Source organism: Pantoea sp. BR_17 (genome assembly GCF_041955125.1).
Classification (GTDB): domain Bacteria; phylum Pseudomonadota; class Gammaproteobacteria; order Enterobacterales; family Enterobacteriaceae; genus Pantoea; species Pantoea stewartii.
The window spans coordinates 183569-208710 of record NZ_JAVAXT010000010.1; the positions used below are offsets into that span (position 1 = coordinate 183569).

At 46.4% G+C, this 25142-nt stretch carries 23 protein-coding genes and 2 pseudogenes; 17 read left to right on the forward strand and 8 right to left on the reverse strand.

All coding sequences use genetic code 11. The features are described from left to right. Positions 1-37 precede the first annotated feature (37 nt). Positions 38-1158 (forward strand): IS3 family transposase gene (locus tag RAC60_RS16235; protein ID WP_375094019.1). Its coding sequence is split into 2 segments (ribosomal slippage): positions 38-296 and positions 296-1158, totalling 1122 coding nucleotides; the frame shifts between segments, so codons are not numbered across the junction. Positions 1159-1420: 262 nt separating this feature from the next. After that, positions 1421-1828, forward strand: coding sequence for a DoxX family protein (locus tag RAC60_RS16240; RefSeq protein ID WP_375094020.1), 408 nt, complete (start codon positions 1421-1423; stop codon positions 1826-1828). 518 nt (positions 1829-2346) lie between these two features. Here the strand turns inward: RAC60_RS16240 and RAC60_RS16245 are convergent. Continuing rightward, positions 2347-3051 (reverse strand): nitroreductase family protein, encoded by a 705-nt coding sequence (locus RAC60_RS16245; protein WP_375094021.1) that lies wholly within the window; start codon positions 3049-3051, stop codon positions 2347-2349. 961 nt (positions 3052-4012) lie between these two features. Continuing rightward, a complete protein-coding gene (locus tag RAC60_RS16250) occupies positions 4013-4975 on the reverse strand; it encodes a MurR/RpiR family transcriptional regulator (RefSeq protein ID WP_375094022.1) in 963 nt (320 codons plus the stop codon). A 290-nt stretch (positions 4976-5265) separates the two neighbouring features. Between RAC60_RS16250 and RAC60_RS16255 the strand changes: the two genes are divergently transcribed. The 11 genes from RAC60_RS16255 to dctA all read left to right on the forward strand — a co-directional run bounded on the left by RAC60_RS16255 (position 5266) and on the right by dctA (position 16276). Then, positions 5266-5571, forward strand: a complete 306-nt coding sequence (locus RAC60_RS16255; protein WP_375094023.1) for a PTS sugar transporter subunit IIB — start codon at positions 5266-5268, stop codon at positions 5569-5571. A 60-nt stretch (positions 5572-5631) separates the two neighbouring features. Next, a complete protein-coding gene (locus tag RAC60_RS16260; protein ID WP_375094024.1) occupies positions 5632-5973 on the forward strand; it encodes a PTS lactose/cellobiose transporter subunit IIA in 342 nt (113 codons plus the stop codon). Beyond that, positions 5966-7279, forward strand: coding sequence for a 6-phospho-beta-glucosidase (locus RAC60_RS16265; protein WP_375094025.1), 1314 nt, complete (start codon positions 5966-5968; stop codon positions 7277-7279). Before RAC60_RS16260 ends, RAC60_RS16265 begins: the two co-directional genes overlap by 8 nt. Before the next feature lie 29 nt (positions 7280-7308). Beyond that, positions 7309-8661, forward strand: a complete 1353-nt coding sequence (gene celB, locus RAC60_RS16270) for a PTS cellobiose transporter subunit IIC (RefSeq protein ID WP_375094026.1) — start codon at positions 7309-7311, stop codon at positions 8659-8661. 367 nt (positions 8662-9028) lie between these two features. Continuing rightward, positions 9029-9928, forward strand: a complete 900-nt coding sequence (locus RAC60_RS16275) for a LysR family transcriptional regulator (RefSeq protein ID WP_375094027.1) — start codon at positions 9029-9031, stop codon at positions 9926-9928. A gap of 315 nt (positions 9929-10243) precedes the next feature. Then, positions 10244-11164 (forward strand): LysR family transcriptional regulator, encoded by a 921-nt coding sequence (locus RAC60_RS16280; protein ID WP_375094028.1) that lies wholly within the window; start codon positions 10244-10246, stop codon positions 11162-11164. A gap of 194 nt (positions 11165-11358) precedes the next feature. Continuing rightward, complete coding sequence (locus RAC60_RS16285) at positions 11359-12546, forward strand: CaiB/BaiF CoA transferase family protein (protein ID WP_375094029.1); 1188 nt, start codon at positions 11359-11361, stop codon at positions 12544-12546. Beyond that, positions 12543-13529 carry a hydroxymethylglutaryl-CoA lyase gene (locus RAC60_RS16290; RefSeq protein WP_375094030.1) on the forward strand — a complete coding sequence of 329 codons (987 nt, stop codon included), beginning with the start codon at positions 12543-12545 and terminating at the stop codon, positions 13527-13529. The genes RAC60_RS16285 and RAC60_RS16290 overlap by 4 nt, the downstream gene beginning before the upstream one ends. Further along, entirely contained in the window at positions 13522-13905 is a 384-nt protein-coding gene (locus tag RAC60_RS16295; protein WP_375094031.1) for a VOC family protein, read from the forward strand. Before RAC60_RS16290 ends, RAC60_RS16295 begins: the two co-directional genes overlap by 8 nt. An 11-nt stretch (positions 13906-13916) precedes the next feature. Next, positions 13917-14858 (forward strand): D-2-hydroxyacid dehydrogenase, encoded by a 942-nt coding sequence (locus RAC60_RS16300; RefSeq protein WP_375094032.1) that lies wholly within the window; start codon positions 13917-13919, stop codon positions 14856-14858. Between the two features lie 68 nt (positions 14859-14926). Next, positions 14927-16276 (forward strand): C4-dicarboxylate transporter DctA, encoded by a 1350-nt coding sequence (gene dctA / locus RAC60_RS16305; RefSeq protein ID WP_375094033.1) that lies wholly within the window; start codon positions 14927-14929, stop codon positions 16274-16276. Between the two features lie 343 nt (positions 16277-16619). On the opposite strand, the gene RAC60_RS16310 is transcribed toward dctA, so the two are convergent. Then, a complete protein-coding gene (locus RAC60_RS16310; protein ID WP_375094042.1) occupies positions 16620-17498 on the reverse strand; it encodes a LysR family transcriptional regulator in 879 nt (292 codons plus the stop codon). Between the two features lie 91 nt (positions 17499-17589). Here RAC60_RS16310 and ripC point away from each other — a divergent pair, with 91 nt between their 5' ends. From ripC to ripA, 3 genes are read left to right on the forward strand one after another with little or no spacing between them, the layout of a single operon-like run. Beyond that, complete coding sequence (gene ripC, locus RAC60_RS16315) at positions 17590-18432, forward strand: itaconate degradation C-C-lyase RipC (RefSeq protein ID WP_375094034.1); 843 nt, start codon at positions 17590-17592, stop codon at positions 18430-18432. A gap of 21 nt (positions 18433-18453) precedes the next feature. Further along, positions 18454-18981, forward strand: a complete 528-nt coding sequence (gene ripB, locus RAC60_RS16320) for a (R)-specific enoyl-CoA hydratase RipB/Ich (protein ID WP_375094035.1) — start codon at positions 18454-18456, stop codon at positions 18979-18981. A gap of 11 nt (positions 18982-18992) precedes the next feature. Further along, complete coding sequence (ripA, locus tag RAC60_RS16325) at positions 18993-20315, forward strand: itaconate CoA-transferase RipA/Ict (RefSeq protein WP_375094036.1); 1323 nt, start codon at positions 18993-18995, stop codon at positions 20313-20315. A gap of 851 nt (positions 20316-21166) precedes the next feature. On the opposite strand, the pseudogene RAC60_RS16330 reads toward ripA, so the two are convergent. Together RAC60_RS16330 and RAC60_RS16335 are read right to left on the reverse strand one after the other, a co-directional pair. Beyond that, positions 21167-21689, reverse strand: a pseudogene (locus RAC60_RS16330) (AraC family transcriptional regulator). Positions 21690-21695: 6 nt separating this feature from the next. After that, positions 21696-22127, reverse strand: a pseudogene (locus RAC60_RS16335) (hypothetical protein); the annotation flags it as partial. Between RAC60_RS16335 and RAC60_RS16340 the strand changes: the two are divergent. Further along, positions 22050-22436 carry a nuclear transport factor 2 family protein gene (locus tag RAC60_RS16340; RefSeq protein ID WP_375094043.1) on the forward strand — a complete coding sequence of 129 codons (387 nt, stop codon included), beginning with the start codon at positions 22050-22052 and terminating at the stop codon, positions 22434-22436. The pseudogene RAC60_RS16335 and the gene RAC60_RS16340 overlap by 78 nt on opposite strands. A 273-nt stretch (positions 22437-22709) precedes the next feature. On the opposite strand, the gene RAC60_RS16345 is transcribed toward RAC60_RS16340, so the two are convergent. The 3 genes from RAC60_RS16345 to RAC60_RS16355 all read right to left on the reverse strand — a co-directional run. Further along, a complete protein-coding gene (locus tag RAC60_RS16345; RefSeq protein ID WP_205951030.1) occupies positions 22710-22994 on the reverse strand; it encodes a hypothetical protein in 285 nt (94 codons plus the stop codon). 556 nt (positions 22995-23550) lie between these two features. Next, positions 23551-23961: an ASCH domain-containing protein gene (locus tag RAC60_RS16350; protein ID WP_375094037.1), complete on the reverse strand. Its 411-nt coding sequence runs from the start codon at positions 23959-23961 to the stop codon at positions 23551-23553. Between the two features lie 485 nt (positions 23962-24446). Then, a partial coding sequence (locus RAC60_RS16355; RefSeq protein WP_375094038.1) for an ABC transporter substrate-binding protein occupies positions 24447-25142 on the reverse strand: 696 nt, incomplete at its 5' end.

Genomic DNA, 25142 nt, shown 5'->3' on the forward strand with positions numbered 1-25142 from the left:
TTAGTAATGTCTTCATAAGCCACATGAGGACATCCCCATGAAGAAGCGTTTTTCCGACGAACAGATCATCAGTATCCTCCGCGAAGCTGAAGCCGGGGTTTCTGCCCGTGAACTCTGCCGCAAGCACGCCATTTCCGATGCCACCTTTTATACCTGGCGTAAGAAGTATGGTGGTATGGAGGTGCCCGAGGTTAAGCGCCTGAAGTCGCTTGAAGAAGAGAACGCCAGACTCAGGAAGCTGCTTGCCGAAGCCATGCTGGATAAGGAGGCACTCCAGGTGGCTCTGGGGCGAAAGTACTGACGACAGACCAGAAGCGGGAAGCCGTTGAGTTTATGTGTGATGCGACCGGTCTGTCGCCACGTCGTGCCTGCAGGCTGACAGGTTTGTCCCTGTCGACCTGCCGCTACGAGGCTCTGCGTCCGGCGACTGATGCGCATTTATCAGAGCGCATCACTGAGTTGGCACTGGAGCGCAGGCGTTTTGGCTACCGCCGCATCTGGCAGTTACTGCGCCGTGAAGGCCTTCATGTTAATCACAAGCGCGTGTACCGCCTTTATCATCTGAGAGGGCTGGGCGTAAAACGCAGACGGCGTCGTAAAGGGCTGGCAACAGAACGTCTGCCGCTGCTCCGCCCGGCGGCGCCCAACCTGACCTGGTCGATGGATTTTGTCATGGACGCGCTCGCCACCGGTCGCAGGCTCAAGTGCCTGACCTGTGTGGACGACTTCACGAAGGAATGCCTGACGGTCACTGTTGCCTTTGGGATTTCAGGCGTGCAGGTGACACACATTCTGGACAGCATTGCGCTGTTTCGAGGCTATCCGGCGACGATAAGAACTGACCAGGGGCCGGAGTTCACCTGCCGCGCACTGGATCAATGGGCTTTTGAGCATGGTGTTGAGTTGCGCTTAATCCAGCCGGGCAAGCCAACGCAGAACGGATTTATTGAGAGCTTTAACGGACGCTTTCGCGATGAATGTCTGAATGAGCACTGGTTCAGCGATATCGTTCACGCCAGGAAAGTCATTAATGACTGGCGGCAGGATTATAACGAGTGTCGTCCACATTCAGCACTAAATTATCAGACGCCATCAGAGTTTGCAGCACGATGGCGGAATGGAAAATGTGAAGGTAAACAAACCGACATTACTAACTGATGGTTGTATCTAATACTGGGGGCAGGTCATAAACGGCATATGTCACACCAGATACCCAGTAATTTTTGTCTGTACGGTAACAACACCCTGAGTAACATGGATTGCACGCTAATTATTACATTATGTATAAAAGCACATTTCTACTGGAAATTAAAAGATTAAATTTTTTTCATTTTGGAAAGAATATTACTCCTATTAGACACATATTCGCGCATTTTAAATTAGCGTATAGTCCTTTCATCCATCTACTTGAGATAATTTTATGTCTGATAATCGTACAGCTCCTTATGCAGCTTTGCTGATGCGCCTGTCTTTAGGTATTTTATTTCTGGCACACTTTGGTTTGAAATTTTTTATTTTTACACCCGCCGGAACCGCTAAGTTTTTTGAATCGTTAGGTTTGCCCGGAGGTCTGGCTTATCTGACGATGGCCGTAGAGTTGATTGGTGGTTTCGCACTTATCCTTGGCATCTACAGCCGAATCGTTGCTATCGCATTGATTCCAATTCTGTTAGGCGCAATTTTTAATGTTCATGGTGCAGCAGGCTTCTTCTTTACAAACACTAATGGAGGCTGGGAATTTCCTGCATTCTGGATTGTCGGTTTAATCGCCCTTTCACTGACCGGAGACGGTAAATTCGCTTTGAAGCCAACAACTTTTAATAAATAACCCCTCTCCAGGGCGAACTATTGTTCGCCCTGCGTCCGTATGTGCTCCTCCCTCACACATTCAAACCTACATTGTATTTAATAGAATATCATCCAATCATTCGCTAAGCTTTAAAAACCCATGGATTCACATGATAATAAATACTATAAAAACCGCAAAGGCATGTTAACCGGTGGTGCTTTGCTTTTTAAATCACCCTTATTTTTTTAATTTATTAACGCATGCTATTGACTAGGTTTTAGCTTTTTATAAAGCGTAAAACCTGAGAGCTAATCAGCGGCGGCGTAAAATTATGATAAAATTAACATTACAGGCACTGATATTTACTAAATTTATGTGAGATAAGCAAGCCTTAAATGGCTCTGTGACAATGCATTAACAACATATGAAAAAATCGGACACTTAATTATAAGCGCCCGGCCGTATAAATTTTATAACGTTAAGCCAAGTGGTTTATTTTTTTATTATTCGCTGATGCATAACTTTCTCTGCGGAATTGTTCAAATGATTATTTGTTATTAATTTCTTCCTGGTATGATAAAACGTTGGTTATCAAGCATATAATCTTTTTCTTCTGGATACTTAAGAATTACGCCAAAATTCATTTGTGCACGTAGTTTCCATGATAAAGGTACGTTCCATCCTGCATGTACTTCTTCATCAATGAGAGGATTATAATGCTGCAGATTTGCTCCAATACCTTTTTCGGTCAGTGCCATCCATACTGCATATTGAGCCATCCCACTACTCTGCTCTGACCATACAGGAAAGCTATCGGAATAACTGGGATACTGCTCCTGAAGATTCTTTACAGTGACCTGGTCTTCAAAAAAAAGAATAGAACCTGCAGCATTCGCAAAGCTGTTAATCCTTTCAGCAGTACTTTCGAATTCTTCTGGTGAAACTAACTTCCTTAACTTTTCACGGGTCATGCTCCATAAAATGGCATGTTCTTTACTAAAGAGTATGACTACTCGTGAGCTTTGTGAATTAAATGCAGAAGGTGCATGCTTTACAGCGCTCTCAACAATTTTGCCTATTTCATGCTGCGATAAGGTGATTTTTGAACCTAATTTATAGATTGATCGGCGTTTTTTCGCCAGGCTAAGAAAGTCAGGGTTAAAAGAGCTTTTATCTGTCTCTTTTTTTCTATCGTTTACCTCTGGAGCAGACTCATATCCGGTGCCAAATATATCTTTCATCCTTTCCATAAAGCTTTTCATGATTTACCTCATAGTTATATAATTAAATTGATGTAGCCCGGGAAGGACTCATTGTCTGCGCCTTTAACTTGCATATTTCATTATTTCAAATCGATCTGATAAAGCTTAGCTGTGATGTGAGTTCTGTTGTTCGTACTGGCCTCAATGATTTTATATAGGGTATTTTCTTGCCTAACTTTTGAAGTTATCTGCTTTTCTGCACTCTCCAGCGTGCTGTCCGTTGCTGTAATACTCCGTGAAGAACCGCTCAGAAAGAGCACACTGATTACAGATGCTAAAATCACCTTATTAATATTTTCCTTTTGGTTTCCATAGCTAGCTCATAGATTACGACTTCTCGCGATATGAAAATTCAAATAAAATGTAATAATTTAAAGACCAGACAATTGCCGGGCCTATTCAGAAACAATATTTGATTAGAGAAGATCCATCATGGATTTTTCAATCATGTTCGTCATCAGGTTAACACGATACCTTAGATATTTTGGCTTCCTGTTTAGAATTAGTATCTTTCCATAACCTTACATTAAAACAACTAAAATAAACCAAAAACAGCCGAAAGAGACAGCATCTGTTACTAGGGGAACCAGGAAATCAATAGAAAACCTATGTTTTTTCATGACAAGTCATTGGCCCTGCGTTTTAGAAAACAATTAATGACTGATTGATTGCACACCACCACCTCGCATAAAAACTCATATAATCAATTGATTAAGTTATGCTATCGTTTTAAACCTTACTTTGAGCAAGGCCTTGGTGTTGATGATCAATTCTAATTAATCGCTAATTATTTCATTCTTTATAAAAACAGGTAAAATTAAAGAGGGATTTATAAATACTTAACCCGAACAAGATAAAAAAGCTCCATCTCATTTTTACAGTTCATCTTTTGCATAATAGCCATAAAGATAAATTAAAAAAACTGATTAATTATCTTTAGACACCTCGTGAATTTGAAAATTCATTTTAATAGCGCAGATTCAAGCTGATCAAGAGCAAACAGAATTCCATAGTTACTCATGGATATATCCTCAGGTAATGGCAGCCAGTAACTGCAGTGATTAATGATCGTTTCACCTGGAGGACATAAGGCGATAATAGGTATATTTTGTATCTGAGCATGATGGACGGCGCGGTCAACGTCATTGTTGCTTATATCTGGTGCCAGTATAAGTAATAAGTCATCTGGCTGAAGCCGGCTTATCGTCATCCGCAGAAGATTATCGTCCGGAATCCATATAATATTCAGCTGTGCATCTTTCAGTCGCTGTATCACCTCCCCGGCCAGAGGGGTATCAGACCCCGCGGCGCCAATTAGAAGTACGCTTCGCGCTTTACGCAAAACTATGGCTGCATCTTGCCAGCAGCGATGATCCGCTGCATTCCACTGCTGCTGAAGAGCAACATTAATTCGCGCCAGCTGTGGTGATATGTTTTTAGCTACACGTTCCAACTGAGCACTTGCAAAGGCCAGACGCATTCGTAAATCACGGATATCGTCACAACCGATTGAGCGGGCGAAGCGTGTGATAGTTGCGGCACTTACTTTAGCGCGAGCAGCCAACTGCTCAATTGTGGCTGATGCGGAAAATTCCACATCCTTCAGGATTGTGCTAGCTACCCGACTCTCCTGGTGACTTAAAAAAACCTGTCGATTGCGGATTACGTCAAGTATCTCTTTAGGCTCATCCTCTCGAACCTGACCTGCCTGCCGCAACTGAAGTAAAAAGTCATCTAAATCCCGGCATCCAGCGGAAAGTACAAACCGCGATAAAACATCCGGACTGACACCTGTCTGCACTAACAAGCTTTCCTGAGTCGCCGTGGCCAGTTCAGGCAAACTTCTCAGAATGAACCGTGCAAGTTTCGATTCCTGAGCATCGAAACTCTGCGAAGGTTGTTGTAAATGCCAAAGTAAGTCCATTGTCTGCCTCTCCACCTTCAGTTGAGTTGCTATTGTGCTTGAAAAAAAATTTCACTGTGGGTTTTTTTAGCTCATTTTATCCGCTAAGCCAGTTCAAAACGAGGTTTTGTGAACAAAACCAGTTGATGCATGTCACACATATGAAAATTTTTTTCAACAAATATAACTATTTATCTAACTGAATTTATTAAAGAATAATTTTTATATTGGAAATTGATCTGATGTTAAGGGATTTACAGCTGTCCGGATTTCCAGCACTAATAGCTCCCTCAACTCACAGGGAGCAAAAGATGGAAATACTACTTTGTTGTGCCGCAGGAATGTCTACCAGCATGCTGGTAAGCAAGATGCTTGACGTTGTCAGGGACAGGGGGCTGGAAGTGAATATAAGAGCTATTCCAGTGGCTGATTTCGAACGCTCGTTCAAAGAAGCTGACGTGATTCTGCTGGGACCTCAGGTTCAGTATGAAGCGGCACGTCTGTCGGAAATTGCTGCTCCTCTGGGCAAGCCTGTAGCCGTCATTGACATGATGGACTACGGAATGATGCGAGGCGAGAAGGTGCTGGATAAAGCGCTGGCACTTCACACGGTCTGATGGTCCCTGATAACGAACCGCATATAACTGATTAATTTTTAAATTTCTGAGGGAACGTTCATGCCTGAGAATGATGATCTAGATCTTGAGGAAGCAATCATGCTTCTGCTCGTGCAAGCAGGAGCTGCGCGCAGTGCGGCACTCGCTGCGCTTCGTCTGGCACGTGATAACGATTTTACTGCAGCCCAGCTACAGCTCAATGACTCGAAAGAGAGCATTCGTATTGCACACAAGCAACAGACCGCACTGATAAGTGAAGATGGCGGTAGCGGTAAACTGCCGGTCACACTGGTTCTCGTCCATGCTCAGGACCATCTGATGAATGCAATGCTGATTCAGGATCTGGCATCTGAAATTATCGAACTTTACCGTCGTTCAGCAACAGGAGGCAGTCATGTTTAAAATCGCTATTATTGGCGGTGGCAGCAGCTATACACCAGAGCTGATAGAAGGAATTATTAACCGCTACCATCAGTTACCTGTAACTGAGCTGGCTCTCGTAGATACAGAGCAGGGACGCGAGAAAGTCAGTATTATTGCCGATCTGACGAAGCGCATGCTTGATAAAAACAATCTCAGACACGTAAAAGTCAGCGTTCATTTTTCACTGGATGAAGCTATATCTGGCTCAAGTTTTGTATTAACTCAGCTTCGGGTAGGCCAGCTGGCTGCGCGCGCCGTCGATGAGCGTCTGGGGTTGAAATATGGTTTCTTGGGGCAGGAAACTACTGGCGTCGGCGGATTTGCTAAGGCACTGCGAACCATTCCGGTATTACTGGAGATCGCACGCACAGTGGAAATGCTTGCACCGGATGCTTTCATCATCAACTTTACTAATCCCGCCGGCATTGTCACAGAAGCAGTTTCCCGATATAGCAAAGCCAAGGTTATTGGTGTCTGTAATGTACCGATTAACATGCAGCATATGATCGCCGATATGCTCAAAGCACCCTGGGATGAAGTTTATCTTCGCTTTGCAGGCCTCAATCATCTGGTATGGGTAACACAGGTAACATTGCGTGGCGAGGATGTGACAGACCAGGTCATCACACGGTTATGTGATGGCGAATCACTGACTATGAATAACATTAAAGAACTGCCATGGTCGCCAGCGTTTCTGCGCGCGCTGGGTGCGATACCCTGTCCCTACCACCGATATTACTGGCAGACTCCGCAAATGCTGGCTGAAGAGCAGAAGAAAGCACAGGACGGGAATCCGGGCACAAGGGCTGAGCAGGTTATGAAGGTAGAGGCTGAATTGTTTGAGCTTTATGCCGATCCTCATCTTGCCCATAAACCTGAGCAGCTGAGCTTCCGTGGCGGCGCCTACTATTCAGAAGTCGCAATAGAGGTGATCAGTTCTATTTATAATAATAGCGGTCAAAATCTGGTTGTTAATTGCCGAAATAATGGCGCTATACAGGGACTTCCTGACTCTTCTGTAGTGGAAACTAACTGTATTGTTGATGCTCAGGGAGCACATCCCATCACCTATGGTTCATTACCGCCCGTCATGAATGGCCTGACGCAGCAGATCAAGGCCTTTGAGCAGTTAACTATCGAGGCGGCTGTACATGGCGATCGTCATCAGGCACTTCTGGCTCTTTTAGGAAACCCGTTAGTGGGTGACATTGTCAGTGCAGAAGCGCTACTGGATGAAGTACTCACGCTTAACAAAGCCTGGCTTCCACAGTTCTCATCCCATTGATATCAGGCCCTGATCCCTGAGGAGGCGCCATGTCCAGTCGTCAGTCATTTATTGAACGTAATGTGTTACCCGTTGCGCTTAAAATTGCAGGTCAAAAACACCTGTTGTCCGTGCGTGATGGCATCATACTCAACATGCCATTTATGCTGATAGGAAGTTTCTTTCTCATTTTTGCCTATTTGCCCGTACCTGCCTGGGGGCATCTAATGGCTGATCTTTTTGGCGATAGTTGGCAAAGCAAGCTGCTTTACCCAGTCAAAGCCACCTATGACATTATGGCGCTGCTCTCCAGTTTTGGTATTGCTTACAGATTAGCAGAGAAATACCGTACCCTGGATCCACTGACCAGCGGGGCGATGTCTTTAGTAGCATTTGTAATGACAATACCGCAGCATACGCTGTTTGCACCTGTAGTCGGCGCACCGGCTAGCTTAGTAACTGGCGTACTGCCGATTGCGATGGTCGGAAGCCAGGGATTATTCGTTGCGATTCTGAATGCCATTCTCTCCACCGAGATTTATCGGTTCATTCATAACCGTAACCTGGTTATCGCCATGCCTGAAGGCGTACCGCCCGCTGTGGCAAAATCCTTTCTGGCACTGATTCCGGGTTTTTGCGTACTGGCAGTGGTTTTACTCATCCGGCTGGCTGTTGAGGCTTCTCCATTTGGTGACGTGAATAGCCTGGTTACGACTGTAATTGGTATACCGATGCATCATATCGGAGGAACGCTTCCAGGAATGATTTTTTCCGTACTGTTAATTGGTATTCTCTGGACGCTGGGTTTACACGGCGACGCGATCGTACTGGTATTTATACAGCCTGTCTGGTTATCAAACATGAGTGAAAATCTGGAGGCATTCCAGAATAACCTGCCAATCCCTCATATTTTCACCCAGCAGTTCTATGATTTATGGATTGCGCCCGGTGGGACAGGCGCCTTACTGGGTTTAGCCATTTTTATGATTATTCGTGCCCGCAGTCGTCAGCTCAGACAGCTCGGGAAAATTGCCGGCCCAGCGGCACTGTTTAATATCAGTGAACCACTCGTTTTCGGTCTTCCTCTCGTTCTTAATCCCTACTTTTTTGTACCCTTTATCATCACACCGGTACTACTGGTCATTATTTCCTGGCTGGCAATGAGTACGGGGCTTGTTGCCCTTCCTGCTGGAATTGCGCTTCCCTTTACCACACCAATATTTATCAGCGGCTATCTGGCAACCGGCGGGCACATTTCAGGCACCGTATTACAGATCGTTAATCTGACTGTTTCGATGGTGATTTACTATCCATTCTTTCGGGCATGGGATCAGTTAAAACTGCGTGAAGAACAAAAAACAGCAGAGGTGGTTTCACAAAACCTGGCTGAAAGTAAAAGCTGAAATAGGTAACTGGTTAAAACCTGTAAATGTCAGGGGGTGTTTAAGCTTATATGCCTTCTCATTAAGTGCTTAAAACCGGTGGACACAGAACCTAGAGAGTTTGGGATGTAGATGACAAAGGGATTTGAACACTGTCTACTGTGGATTAAGAGGGGGAGCAGGAGAAACAACTCCCTCTTGATAATTTATAATCCTGATGAGGCCGAGTGTCATAATTTAACGCGGTCTGTAAGTAGTCCCTGATAAGAATTACCTGAATACCTGAATGTAAGCCATTGTTTTGTAGTTCTTTAATTGAGAAATATTGTAGGTGGGTATAACGTTATAGCATTACTCAGATAGGTTAATTTATTTACATTGAGGATTTATGGAAAGGATTGATTGTGACCGTATGTTCATTGCCGTGATGGAGACGGGCAGTTTTGCGGCCGCAGCTAAGCGCCTTGATGTCAGCCCTGGGCAGGCCTCAAAAATGATTTCGCGTCTTGAGCGTGACTTAAGTGTCAATCTGATTAACCGCAGCACGCGATTTTTAGCACCTACCGAGGTTGGCCGGGACTATTATGAACAAATAAGACAGTTAATTGCGAGCTACGATGCTCTAAATGACTCCATACTAAATTCCTCCAAAGCCCCCTCTGGGGTTTTACGCATTTCTGCACCCGTTACGTTTGGAACACAACAGTTACCTGATGTGCTGATTAAGTTTGTCAGCCAATATCCTGATATAGAACTCGATGTACGTTTTGCTGATCATTTGGTAAATATCATTGATGAGGGATTTGACCTTGCCCTAAGAATCGGAAATTTAGAAGACAGTAGTCTTGTTGCCAGGAAAATTGGCAACATCAGAATCGTGTTAGTCGCTTCGCCCGCATATCTAAGTTCACGCGGTATACCGGAAAGCTGGGAAGAGCTCAGTTCTCATAATTGCATTGTTGATACTAACTTCCGCGAACCTTTTCTCTGGCCTTTTCGGGATAAAGGCAGACTGGAGGTCGTACAGGCTGTTCAGGGCAAGCTCAAGTTTTCTAACGCTGAAGTCTGTTTAAACGCTTCCATAGCCGGGTTAGGCATCTCCCGCCTCCCGCTGTTCGTTGTCAGTGACGCCATTAAAACAGGTAAGCTCACAACGGTTCTTGCAGAGTATGAAGCGCCGCCTCTGGGGCTTTATGTTGTTTACCCAGCGGCAAGGTATATTGCGCACAAGTCCCGTGTGTTTATAGATTTCCTGAAAGAAATGCATGCTGAGAATCCAGACTCATAAGGACTATGAAAATCATTTCAATACCATTAATAAACCTTTCAGTCTGCGCGCTCGATGTCCTACAGAGTTACGCTCTTACTGACTGGGTACTACCGTTGTTTTGTGTGCAGTAGCGTTTTCTGGCTGCACGATGAAAACCTTGTTGGGTAACGATCTACATTTTAGCCTGAAATCTCTGTATACCAATCCTCATGGCACCGCTTTCAACAACTTTTTATCATGAACAGGAATACGCGGGGTCTGGTAGTAAAATTTGAACTGTATTTTGTAAACCTGATCTTAACTTTGAGTCGCATTGCCAGTAGGAAATAATTGATGAACATCAGTCATTTTGACTTACACACGCTGCGCTTGTTCGTTACTGCCGCTGACTGCAAAAGTCTGACCAGGACGGCAGAAATCTGCAGTATCACGCTTTCTGCGGTCAGTAAACGCATCACTGATCTTGAACGCAATGTGAACTGTAAATTGTTCATCAGGAATCCCCGCGGCATTGAACTTACTACCGCTGGTTTAGGTCTTCTTCGTCATGCCCGGGCCCTGCTGGACAGTGTTAATTCAATGGCGAGCGAACTTAATGATTATTCACGGGGCGCGATAGGTCATGTGCGCGTGGCGGCGAACGTTTCAGCCGTTATCCAGTATCTGCCTGAAGATTTAGCCGCATTCTTTGAGTCAAACACTGGCATCAAAATTTATCTTGAGGAGGCACTGAGCGATGCGATCGTTAATTCAGTTGATTCCGGCCGTGTAGATATCGGCATCTTCGCAGATAACGTTGATGCGACGATGCTCAGGACTTTTCCATGGCGCCAGGACCGGCTTGTTCTCTTAGTGCCAACAGCTCATCCTCTCGCCCTGAATGACGAACTCTGGTTTGAAGATACCCTTGCCTGGGATTATGTAGCGTTGAATCAGGGAAGTTCACTGCTCAGACGGATAACGGACACAGCCGTTAGCATGGGTCGTTTATTAAAAGTCAGCATTCAGGTTACCAGTTTTGATGCAGTGTGCCGCATGATTCAGGCCGGGTTAGGTATAGGTATTTTACCTCTGCAAGCCATCACGCCTGCCCTTCTTGGTTCGTCACTGAAAGCCATCACACTGAAAGATGACTGGGCGTTACGAACGCTGCGTATTGGCGTTAATTCCAGAAAAAAACTGCATCCCGAGGCCAGTAAGCTTCTGGAGTTTTTGATGAATGTCCCAGATTCAGCATTTACTGCAACACGCTAGAGTTCCCTTTTTTACAAGTGAGAAGAAGATCTTTCTATTTTAATACTCTAAAAATCAATACTTTGACTTAAACCAAATTTAATAACCTTTTCTGCCTTTCCATCGAGGAAAGGGTTACTGAAAAAAAGTTAATTCTCATACTTTATGCGAGGAGCAATGCTTTCTCATGTTACGGAAACGTGAATGGAGGAAGCATGGCTTTACCACTTGAAGGGTTGCGCATTATTGAAATGGGTCAGCTTATTGCCGGGCCGATGGCTGGCCGAATGCTGGCTGAATTTGGTGCTGATGTCATAAAGATTGAGCCCCCCGGCGAAGGTGATCCTTTGCGTAAGTGGCGCATGTTGCATAACGGAACATCTGTCTGGTGGGCAGCACAGTCGCGCAATAAACGCTCAGTTACGCTGGATTTGCGGCAGCCAGAAGGCCAGCAGATTGCAATGTCACTGCTCAGCACTGCTGATGTACTGATTGAAAACTTCCGTCCTGGCACGCTGGAAAAGTGGGGACTCGGCTGGGAGACCTTACACGCCAGTAACCCCGGCCTTATCGTTTTGAGTGTTTCAGGTTATGGACAAACGGGCCCTTATCGCGATCGGCCTGGCTTCGGCGTAATTGGTGAAGCGATGGGCGGCTTACGTCATCTTTCGGGTGAACCTGACAGAACGCCGGTACGCGTTGGTGTATCCATCGGTGACTCTCTTTCCGCCCTGCACGGTGTCATAGGCGTTTTACTTGCCCTGCAAAGTCGGCAAAAGACTGGTAATGGTCAGCAGGTTGACGTAGCACTGTATGAATCTGTCTTTAACATGATGGAGAGCCTGATCCCTGAGTACTCTGTATTTGAGCATGTTCGTCAGCCCGCCGGCAGTAGCCTGCCGGGTATAGCGCCAACGAATGCTTACCGCTGTAAAGACGGCAAATACGCCCTTATTGCTGGAAATGGAGACTCTATTTTTCAGCGCCTGATGCAAATCATTGAACGTCCGGATCTTGCTGCCGATACGGCACTGGCACACAACGACGGGCGTGTAAAGCAGGTCGAAATGCTGGATGCGGCGATTGAAGAATGGACTCATCAGCGCACCCTCCAGGAAGTGCTGACCTCGTTAAATGAGAGCGGTATCCCGGCCGGAAAAATTTATGACGCCGCAGACATCGCTAATGACCCTCATTATAAAGCGCGCGACATGCTTTTATCGGCAAAACTGCCTGACGGCAAGCCGGTTATTCTCCCTGGCGTCATCCCTAAACTGTTATCCACTCCCGGAAGCGTCAGGCATGCGGCTCCCGAGCTGGGTCAGCACACGCAAGTTGTACTGTCTGAACTGGGTATTGATGCGGAGCAATGCATCATTCTGAGAGAAAAGGGGGTCATATGACGCCGAATCAACGATCTTCAGCCAGACACATTTATATACAGGAAGTCTGTCCGCGGGACGGGTTACAAAATGAGGTCATATTTGTAGAAACTAAGGACAAGATTGCGTTAATCGATCGCCTTAGTCAGTGCGGCTTCGCTAAGGTGGAGGTAACGTCATTTACCTCTCCTAGAGCTATACCGGCGTTGAAAGATGCTGAGGCTGTGATGAATGGGATCCGTCGAATGTCAGGCGTCGAGTACAGCGTGCTGGTACCAAATCTTCGTGGCGCGCAACGTGCCCTGGCATGCCGGATTGATGAAGCAAACCTGGTCATGTCTGCGAGCGAGAGCCATAACAATACGAATCTTCGGATGGGCAGAGAAGCATCTTTCCTGCAGCTGAGCCAGGTTATTCACGAACTGAGTAACACGTCTGTTGCGATTAATGTTTCCCTGTCAGCTGCTTTTGGTTGCCCGTTTGAAGGCGACGTACCGGAAAGTACAGTTCTGAACTTTGTCGACCGCTTCGCCAGTCTTGGCGTTCGCGGCGTTACGCTATGTGATACCACGGGAATGGCGTTTCCTACCCAGGTAGCTTTACTGAGCCGGATGATAAAACAGCGTTTTCCGCATTTAGAAATAACCCTGCACTTTCATGACACTCGCGGACTCGCGCTGGCTAATACCGTAGCTGCACTATCTGAAGGTATTGACCGCTTTGATTCATCAGCAGGTGGCCTCGGTGGGTGCCCCTACGCCCCGGGCGCCAGCGGCAATGTCTGTACAGAGGATATGGTGCATATGCTTGAACTGATGGGTTATGAGACCAACGTGGATTTGTCTGCTCTTCTCGGTATATCACGTGACCTTGAGCCACTTATTGGTCATAAAATTCATGGCGCAGTTCTAAAAGCCGGCCAGCGCTCTGACTTACATCAGATGCCTGCATCGCTGGAACAAAATTTTAATAGCTGTATAAAACAGGGAGACCAACATGCTTGACCATATTGACCATATTGTAATTACCACACGGGATATCAAAGCCTGTACTCATTTCTATACTCACGTACTGGGCATGAAACTGCACCAGTTTGGAGAAAACAGAATTGCCTTCACATTTGGCCAACAAAAAATAAATGTCCATGAATATGGCAAAGAAATAGATCCTAAAGCACACCTTCCTGTGCCGGGCTCGCTGGATATTTGCCTGATAAGTTCTTATCCCGTTGAAAAAATAAAGGCTCATCTTGAACAGTTCGACGTGGAACTTGTTGAAGGGCCGGTAACGCGCACTGGGGCTTGCGGCCCCATTACGTCATTCTATATTCGTGATCCCGACCTCAATCTGATTGAGATCTCTCGGTATCAAAATCAGTAACCGGGGGCAGTATGAAAATTGTGACACTGGATGCCGGAACATTGCCCGTTCGGTTAGAAAAACCTGAGAGCTGCGATAGCTGGATTTACCGGGAAAGTACACGAGAAGAAGATGTCGTTTCGGTACTGGATAATGCAGAAATCGTTATCACCAACAAAGTCCCGCTAAGAAAAACTTCTCTGGAGAAGTTGCCCTCTCTGCGCTTTATCTGCGTCGCAGCCACTGGCTATGACTGTATCGATACAGATTATTGCCGGGAGCACGGAATCATGGTCAGTAATGTACCGGGCTACTCCACTCGTAGCGTCTCTGAAAGCGTGATTGCTTCTGTCTTTGCTCTCAGGCGTCATCTTATTGAGTATTACTGCGCGTCTCGTATCGAGTGGAGCCTGTCTTCGCATTTTTGCCTGCACAAGTCGCCCATCGGCGATATTCAGGAGACCACACTTGGCGTTATCGGACGTGGAGATATCGGCTGTGCAGTTGCCCGTCTCGCCAGAGCGTTAGGCATGAATGTGTTATTTGCAGAACGGCCCGGACAGCTCAATGTGCGGGAAGGCTATACACTTTTTGATGACGTAATTTCGCAGAGCGATATTCTGACATTACATTGCCCACTCACCGCCGAAACGCACCAGATCATCAATCGGGATGTGCTTGTACGAATGAAGTCCAGTGCTCTGATCATAAATACGGCCAGAGGAGCGTTAATCAATGAGGGCGATCTGGCTGATGCTCTTAACGAAGGGAAAATAGCAGGTGCGGCACTGGATGTACTTGATAAAGAGCCCCCCTGTCCAGACAACAAAATTCTTCATGTTAAGCATAAAAACCTTTTAATTACACCCCATATTGCCTGGGCAAGTCAGACCGGTGCAAATAACCTTATTAAAGGAATTAATTTTAATCTGGCTGGTTTTTTTGCAGGCAAAATAAAAAACCGAGTCGCCTGAAAAGAAAGGCGTGCATGGCACGCCTTTTATTTACCCTACAAACATTCAATGTCACCCGAGGAAATATTATGTCTCAGAACATCGCTGCCTCGAAAAAAAATAAATGGTATAAGCATCTATATATTCAGGTCATCATTGCAATTATTATTGGTATAGGAATAGGGCACTTTTATCCTGGTGTTGGCGTTGATTTAAAGCCCTTTGGTGATACGTTTATAAAGCTGATTCGGCTTCTCATCGCCCCCATTATTTTTTGTACGATAGTCAGCGGCATTGCCAGTATGAAAAGCCTGAAGAGCGTCGGTCAGGTAGGCTGGAAATCGCTGGTTTATTTTGAAGTGTTGACCACGCTTGCGCTCATTATTGGATTAATCGGTGTTAACCTGATGGAGCCAGGAAAGGGAATGCATATCAATCCCGCATCGCTGGATGGCGGAGCTATTGCTTCATATACACAAGCTGCCCATGAACAATCTGTTACCGGCTTCCTGACACATATTATCCCTGAAACCGTCTTTGGTGCGTTTGCTGAAGGGAATATTCTGCAGGTACTTTTTATCTCGATCCTGTTTGCTTTTGGTCTTCAGCTACTTGGAGATTCAGGCAGGTCACTGCTTAACACCATTGATTTGATTGCCAAAACTTTTTTCCGCATGCTTAAAATTGTGATGTATGTTGCTCCGCTAGGCGCTATGGGCGCCATGGCGTTTACCATCGGTAAATATGGCGTAGCCTCTCTCTCATCTTATGGTGCGCTGCTGGTATGTTATTACCTGACCGGACTGTTTTTTGTTTTTGTGATACTTAACTTAGTCGCAAGGCTATGTGGTTTTAGCTTGTGGCGCTTTCTGCAATACATTCGCGAAGAGCTGGCACTGGTTTTAGGTACGTCTTCGTCTGAATCAGCTTTGCCCCGCCTGATGACAAAGCTGGAAAAACTCGGCTGCGATAAACCAGTGGTGGGTCTGGTTGTTCCCTCTGGTTATTGTTTTAACCTGGACGGAAGCTGTATCAACATGACAGTACTGGTTGTATTTATTGCTCAGGCACTGGATATTCACCTGTCAATCTCGCATCAAATCTCCCTTCTGGTTATTCTTTTGCTGACCTCTAAAGGGGCGGCAAGTGTCAGCGGAGGCGCATTTATAACGCTTGCCGCCACTCTGGGGTCGATGAATAGTGTTCCGGCTGCGGGTCTGGTACTGGTCCTTGGCGTATATCGTTTTATTTCCGAAGGCGGAGCGCTGATTAATGTTATTGGCAACGGTATTGCTACTCTCGTGATCTCACGGTGGAACGGCTCGCTTGATATAGCGAAACTACACAGTGAACTGGGAACCCCTGTTGCGGGATGTTCTCTTGAAAAAAACTGTGTTACCTCGGAATCGGTGCATAAATACTCTAAAGGTGAGAACTGATTATCGCCCTGATGAGCAGAAACCCCACTTCTTAATCGCTGTCTAAAATTCTGATGCATATATGAAAGCTGATCCCTGAACCCGCTTAACTTCCGGCCGGTATACAGGGAAACGCTTTCGACGGGGCTGTTTGCCGTTCACCGTCTTCACTGTATGTCACCCGGAATCTCTCTGAAACATCGCAGAGCCGCAGTAAATTTCTTTTGAAAATGCACTCACGCAACAAGCAACTGATACGATTATTTTTTCCAGATAGTTCAATACCGGCTGACAAATCTGAATCGCACGCTTCAGTTCGCCCTCCTGACTTAACACGACTGTGCCAGGCCATATGGTTACTGCCTCACACAAGAGTCTTTAATACAAAATTGCGTAGCACCGGAGAAGTGTCTGCCCGTCTGAACGCAAGAGCCAGTTTAGCCACCGGTGCTTCATTATCAATCTTACGGAATACGACCCCCTTGACCTTAACCTGCGCCATTGAGGCAGGTACTACTGACACCCCCATTTCTGCTGCAACCAAATTAATTACTGAAGCGATTTGAGGTACAAGTTGTGCGATATTGGGTTCAAATCCTGATTTGCGGCATGCTTCAATAACAGAATCATAAAGTGTGGGGCCAATCTCCCGTGGAAATAACAGAAAATCGTTATCGTGCAATGCGCTAAGTGCAATTGATGTCTTCGATGCAGCAGGATGATTTTCTGGCAGCACCAGCACCATTGATTCCTCAGAGAGCAGGTGTAACTGAAAGCGGTCGCTACCTGTAAACCCGGGTCGCAGAAATACTGCATCCAGCGAACCTTCACTTAAACCATCAACCAGTCTGGTCGTATTACCTTCCTCCAGCTGGAGTCGTACTTCAGGATAAGTACGCCGGAATGCTCTGATAGCGGACGGAACCAGGCTGTTAAACGCTGCAGATGCCGTAAAACCGACTCTCAGTAAACCCAGCTCACCCCGTACAGCCCTCTGTGCAGCACGGGTGGCACGTTCAGCAATGCCGGGTATGTCTTTAACAACCGACAGAAACGCCTCGCCTGCTTCTGTCAGCTCCGCTCCATAAGGCATGCGCCTGAACAAAATCGCACCCAGTTCATTTTCAAGATCTTTAATCTGCTGGCTGAGTGGGGGCTGGGCTATACCCATCCTTGTAGCCGCTCGGGTAAAGTGCCGCTCCTCTGCTACTGCCAGAAAATAGCGAATATGACGCAGTTCCATCATCATCTCCAAAAGATATCAAGAATGCTTATATCATATATTAGATAGATGCCAAACTTGGGCGCAGACTTAACGTTACAGGAGGAACGTTATGTCTAAACATCCGAAATACCCTATGCGTAGTTGGTTATTCACACCCGCCACCCGACCAGAACGCTTTAGTCACGCGGCTGAAACTGGTGCCGATATTGCAATCATCGATCTGGAAGATTCCGTATCATCTGCAGACAAAATAGCGGCGAGACAAACTGCGATAACGCACATAAAATCCCGCCGTTCCCAAGACCTGCCACTGGCGCTCCGGATTAATGGGCTGGATACACTGGCCGGAATTGAGGATCTTTGTGACCTGCTTAACCATGGATCACAACCGGATTATCTGATTCTGCCTAAAACGGAGTCTGCAAGTCATTTACAGATACTGGACCGCCTGCTGACGTCCGCGGGAGCACATACTTCTTTAATCGGTCTGATTGAGTCTTTACGAGGCCTGAACGCAGTAGAAACTATTGCAAAGGCTACCCCCAGACTAACAGGACTGATGTTTGGTGCTGCTGATATGGCTGCCGATATTGGTTCAGCTGTAATCTGGGAACCACTGATGAATGCCCGAAGCCGTATCGTCAACGCCTGTTCTGCCAGCGGTATCATCGCTATCGATGCACCTTTCTTCAATATTCATGACCAGAAAGGGCTGGAAGCTGAAGTTAATAAAGCAATTATGTTTGGCTTTACCGCAAAGGCTGCCATACATCCGGCTCACATAAGTGCCATCAATACTCTTTTTACTCCCACAGAAGCAGAAATCACGCGGGCACGTTCAGCTCTGACCGAAAACGCCAAAGGCGTTGGCATCCTGAACGGGATGATGGTTGATGAGGCTGTTGCACGTCAGGCGCGACGCATTCTTTCCCGTGCAGGCCTGTCAGCCTGATTTCAAATACCTGGAGAAATTATGGACTCTTTACTACCTGCGTATAAGGCGGTGGGCGAACGTCGCTTCCGCGAAACTTCTGGTCTCTACTGGGAAGATTTTATTCCTGGCGATGTATTTGAACACCGCCCAGGCAGGACGGTGCTTGATACCGATAATGTGTGGTTTACTCTTCTCACTCTCAATGTCCAGCAGGTCCATTTTGATGCGGCCTATGCCAGTAAAACGGAATGGCAAAAGCTTCTGGTTGACTCAACCTTCACGCTTGCACTTCTCACCGGAATGAGCGTGCGAACAGTGAGTGCTAAAGTAGTGGCAAACCTCGGCTGGAACAATGTCAAAGCTTCGCATCCCGTCTTTGCGGGTGACACGCTTTATGCAGAAAGTACGGTGCTGGATAAACGCGTCTCTAAAAGCCGCCCCGGACAGGGAATTGTGACAGTGAGTACGCGCGGAATTAATCAGAAAGGCACTGAAGTCATGAGCTTTGAGCGCACCATGCTGGTTTATCGTCGCGGCCATTCACCTGAAGAAGCAACCGGATACTGAGGAGTTCATTTATGGACATCAATGCACTCTATGCAGAGAAACTTACCACGCCTGATGAAGCTGTATGTGTCATTCCGTCAGGCTCGCGCCTGTCAATGGGAATGTATGCCGGAGAACCCCCCGCCTTACTGAATGCTCTGGCAAAAAGGGCTGAGCGAGGCGAAGTAGGTGATCTCCGGGTGTATTACTATGAAACAGCTAAGATCGCTGGTGACACCATCCTTCGTTACGAATTAAACGACAGGATAAAGCCTTACAGTATGTTTATCACTGGCGTAGAACGTGCCCTTATTCGTTGTGGCCTGGAGGATGGCGGACGTAAGGTCATTAACTATGTGCCTTCGAATTTCCATCAGGCCCCCCGCCTTTTGACTGATGAAATTGGAATCGATACGTTCGTGCATACCGTATCTCCGATGGATCAGCATGGTTACTTCAGTTTAGGCACAGGTAATGACTATTCTTCCCGTATTGCCCGATCCGCACGCAAACTTATCCTTGAGGTCAATAGCCACATGCCGCGCGTACAGGGAGACGGCGCAGAGATACATATTTCAGAAGTTGATGCGGTCGTTGAAAACCATGTTTCACTTATCGAACTGCCAACACGTTCTGCCAGTACTGAAGATAAGGCAATCAGTAACATAATAGCAGGGCTTGTTCCGGATGGAGCCTGCCTGCAAATGGGCGTAGGTGCGTTACCAAACCTTGTCTGCGCAGCTTTACGTGAAAGAAATGACCTCGGTATTCATACTGAAGCGCTGAATCCCGGGCTGGTTGAACTGGTAAAAGCTGGCGTAGTAACGAACCGGCGAAAAAATATTGACCGTGGCAAGTCGGTGTTTACCTTTGCTATGGGGCAAAAGGCAATGTATGACTATCTTGACGGTAATCCTTCCGTATTCAGCCGGCCGGTGGATTATGTTAATGATCCACGCATCATTGCCCGGAACGACAATGTCGTCTCGATTAATGCCACCCTGCAAATTGATCTGACCGGTGCCTGTAATTCGGAACACATGCTCGGTCATCAGTACAGTGCATCAGGCGGGCAGCTTGATTTTGTCAGAGGGGCATATGCCTCCAGAGGTGGTCGATCCATAATTGCGGCCCGGTCGACTGCGGCAAAAGGAGCTGTTTCCCGCATAGTTCCCCAGCTGGATGGTCCGGTTACGACACCGCGTACAGACACACACTTCATTGTGACTGAATATGGCAGTGCTAACCTTAAGGGGTTGTCATCAACGGAGCGGGCCCTGCGTATCATCGAACTGGCCCATCCTGATTTCAGGGATGAGCTGACCCTTGCAGCCAGAAAAATGTATCTGATTTAAGATATTGGTAATGACCTGAACTGGTGATAACCAGAACTCTTCATTGAATGCTAAACGTTTTATCAGCAATGTGGCAGAGAGCCTGAGTCATGCTCAAAAGCTAATCAGATGTCACAGAGAAATCAAAAGTGTTTTTGTGCGATATGAACAAATCAGGGTCTCTTAGAGGCCCTCTAATATTTCATTGATTGTTACTCGCCTCCGGAGCATAACCTCATGGGCACCTCACGCCATATTGCGTGATATAAGACTTATAGCCGCCCGGCACTCCTTGCATCCGGCCACCTTTAAAGTCGTTAATTTCCACATCAGGACGCGCAGAAAGCAGCAGGGGCATATCAGACTCAGCCGTGCCGTCTGCAATGGCACCACGGCAGACCTGGTTCCGACATTCACTCAAGGTCGCCCATTTTACGCCTGACCAGTCGAAATGATTTTGCTTTCAAAGGCCATCCATCATAGCCTGGATATTACTGCTCAGCGCCTTCCACGGCAGACTGCGGGTAGAGTTGGCCAGCCACAGGTCGTACAGCCAGTCACAGGTTCGACCATTAGCTCAGTATCATCGCGTAGGGGCTTTTCAGTTATAGCCAGCGAAATTCGCGAATAGGCAGGCAGACAGGCAGAACAGCTGAAATAACCGCAAACATAAGCTGCATCCAGATTCGTCTGGATTCCTCCTCACGTCTACAATACGAATTAAATCATCTGCTTTTTTAATGAGCACACATACTATTTTACTCAAAAAATTTGTTCTTATTAAGCGGAGAACGAAATTTTGAAGCACTGCACTTGGATCATTTATCGCTCAGTTAAACCTTCCGCTCTTGGTACAAAACAGACATTAGCTATCAGCTTACATATTTAACTTTAAACCGTGCGGGGGTGGTGCCAAATACCCTGCGGAATAACGCAATAAAGGCACTAACATTGTCATACCCAAGCTCCAGTGCAACTGTCGTCACTTGCTTACCCGCAGCCAGGAGTTCAAGAGCCTTGAGTAACCGTATGCGCTGTCGCCATTCATTAAAGCTAAAACCGGTTTCAGCACTGAATCGACGTGTAAGTGTGCGTGATGACACTCCAGCCCAGTATGCCCATTCCTCCAGTCTCCGGCCGTCGTCTGGGTTATCTGACAGCGCCTGTGCAACTCTGAGGAGCCGAATATCCTTGCGGCATTGGCAGCCCAAGATTAACCTTAGGAAGAGTTCCTATTTCATCGAGGATAACGCCACATAAACGTTTTTGAGGCGCATTAAGCTCTGCATTCTTCCATGAAGCCGCTCGTGTTATTGCTTCACGCAGCAGATTTGTGACTGAGAGGACTGCAGGCTTATCCGGTAATTCATCACAGGCAGAGACAGATATATAAATACTCCATCCTGAATAGGGGCCGTGCGAGCGAAGACCATGCGGAACATCTGGCGGTATCCATACGGCATGCGTTGCCGGTACGACCCAGCGACAATGTTCGGCATCGATAGTAAGCAGCCCATGCTCAGCGCCAAGCAACTGTCCGCGAGTGTGATGATGCCTTGGTGTTTGCCTTATTGCTTCAGACTGGCGAGCCGCGACAATCAAAGTGGGTCCATCTGAAGAAAGAGCCCGGGCTAATGGAATTAATGAATCGGTCATATTGGCGTACTTGAGGTATTTGTTGTCTTTTATACCGTACCGAAGCCATTGAGTCGATTGTAGAGTTCTCATAACTTTCACTGAGGACTGGCCATGACAATGATTTCGATTACTACCGTACTGGATGAGATTATCAACAAACAGGAGATGCCACTGGAAGTGATACTCAATCGCCATTTTAGTCCCGGTTATCGGCAACGCACTGATAACGAGTGGGAGGGCTTAGATAGCTTTGCCCGCCATGCACGTAAACTTCGGGAAATCCTGGCTTCCGGTAAAATTGAGGTGCACGACGAACTACGTGATGGGAATCTCTATGCAACCCGCCATCGTGTTCTGTTAAACAAGCGCAATGGTGAAAAAGTAGATATGGAGGTTTACATGTTTGCTGAAACAGATGATTCAGGGCGATTTATTCGTATCGAAGAAGCAACACTTATGCTTAAAGGTCTGGAAAGTGACCGCGACTTAGGTAGCGCCAAGTAATAAAGTTTTTAATGTCCGCTTCTCGCTCAAAGCGGGCCTGAAAAAAGCGTCCGGTTCGTGCCATTAGCGGAAGAAACCAGAACCACTCTGTTATGATTGACGGGGAGCCGGTCACAAAGGCGTAATTTCTCCGGGGTAAATGCTCTTGAAAGTAGCTGGAGGAAAAGCGCCTTAAAGATTTTTCTCATCACAGTAAAGGGTAAAGATTGTCGTCCATGAGCAAGTCTATAGCGCTGCATAATGTCATAAAACCGCCCGCAGGCGGTCATTCATTTAAAAAGGATGCTCGATCTGTTGGAAGTTGCGTGGTGGCGGGTCTCCGTCCTCTCGGAACTGCTCATTTTGTTTTTTATGCTCTTTCATGTACATCAGCGTTTGTCTAACCTGATATTGCGTCTGAATTTCCATGTTTTTAGCTGCGCCGTTATCAATATCGTTTTTGACCAGCGTGAGCACTTCAATGCCTAAACCTAGCATTTCATTGCTGTCCAGAACGGCACTGCGGAGCACCGTACTGTAATTCTGCAGTTTTTCAATCTCGTCGTCGGTATCTGACATAGGTACATCCTTACGTTTCGGGTTATGCATCTGAGTTGTTCGTTTTAAAGCAGCGTACAAATTGATGATGAATGAAATGCTGTCATACCTACAAACAGAAACGGTTTAGCTGTATACGGGTGGATATTGATTAGCTTGTCGCCACCTTTGACGCTGCTCAGGCTCTGAATCTGTTTAGCTGAGGAACTGCCCAGGCTCTGAAAATCAATTTGTTTAAGAAGAACCCGTTTGAAAAATCGACCTGATTAAATTGCGCAGTGAGAACTTGACTGGACGGCCAGATGGCGCGGGTGCAGAACAGCGCCCCAGAGGGAAGCTGTAACGCGCCGTCCGGCACAAGAGAAAGTATGAAGGCGGTGTGCAACAGAAATAACTTTAAAGAGGAACACGTTGCAGACCGTGACATGCTTGCTCCCCGTTGATTCATACAGAACACTGTCAGCAATGTCCGCAGATCGCTCTTAGCAGACTTCATTCCCGCGTCAGTCCGCTTTGTGCCAGAAGCGGACATTGTAATAAATGATAAGGTTTGAAACGCCAGAGTATTAATTGAATCTTACAGCGACTCAACCACCTCAAATTCTTCTGTGATCAGTTCCATATCGTCAGAAAAATGTCCTACACTCGAGAAAAACCTCTTATGCTCTTGCTGCCAGTATTCAAGACTTAAATCGCCTTCACCTTCTTTGCGGGCAAAGTCCTCAGTAACATCACAAAAACGAACCAGTTTCATTGAAACCAGTCTGGTCACGCAGACCGGGACGTTCTGTCCATCAAGGATGATGTTATAGCTACCAATTTTCGGGGCAGGCTCTTCCTGCTGGTAAGAGATAAGAGAGCAGCAGGAGGCCGTTTTGATCCCTTTTTTAATCAGGTCAGCCAGATTGCTTGCCAGCTCTGGGTTGTCACCAAACTGCCAGGCAACTGCTCCTGGATACTTTACTTTTAATACCTCAACTGTAGCCATTAACAGCACTTTTTATCGTATATGAAAAATGTCATACAGAGTTTTAACATGAATTTTCCGGGCATTAAAAGTGATGCTTTCACTCGGGTGTAGGGGTTTCCATCTGGCTCATAGCTGACATTGACCTTATATAAGTCTGCTTCAGCAAGTAGTTGTGCTGATCTCTGTAATCGAACACTCCTGTCCCCTTTAGGTGTCGAAAGATATTTAGCTGTTTCCATCTAATGTAAAATTATCGTAAGGCTTCTTAGCACCTCATTCATTCCTCTGCTGGTAATCCAATCTTCCCGCATTACCGTTCCTAGGGAAGGTGTAAAAAAGACAATAACTGAGTTCAGCTCTTTGTGAAGCGCACGCAACCGGGAGCAGGTCAAGTGGCGTCGCTCTGTTGGCTGTTACTGTTCTTTAACTTAAAGTAGGCCCGGGGTTAGGTTTTCCGAATTCCTGCGATTTCAGTATGCCCGATAAATCCCTTTTGGAATCTTTTATTGCCCAAGTAATACGCGATTCGAAAACTCTTTTCTGAGCTCAATGCTGTAAGCACTGTTATAAAAGCTGACCCTCTCTTGAGCTTTTTCGAATTCGTTACTGACCTTTTTATTCACAGGGACGGAACCGAACACATTTTTGAGTTCACTTTGCGTCTTTTCACTTACTAACCAGTTTATGAAAAGTGCGGCGGCGGCAGGGTGCGCTGAGTTTTTTGCCATAACGACAATATTAGCACCTGCGGGCATGCCAAAATCAGGTATGTAAAACTTGATACGTGACGTCACTGCTCCTGTTTTTTGAAGGGTTAACAAATGATCCTCCCAGGCTGGAGCAAGAGCAAGCTCTCCGTCATTAATGCGGGTCAGGCTGTCAGCCTGGGATTTTGTAAGTGTTATCTTATCTTTATTATTAATAAACCATTGCCATCCTTTCTCCCATTGCTGCAAAATGGCAGGGTCTGTTTTATCTGCAAGGTTATATTTACCCTCTCCTTTTAGCGTAAGAACTCTTTGTATATAAGCTTCACCGGCTCCGCCATTTTGAGGATCATTGTATCCAAAAAGTTTTGGGTTGCTGTCAATGAAAACCTGAAGCTCGTCCAGCGTTTGCGGAAGTTTCTGATTTTTCATTTGCATTGGATCATATGCAAACCCCGTCTGATTGCCCCAAAATGCAAGGCCATATCCCTT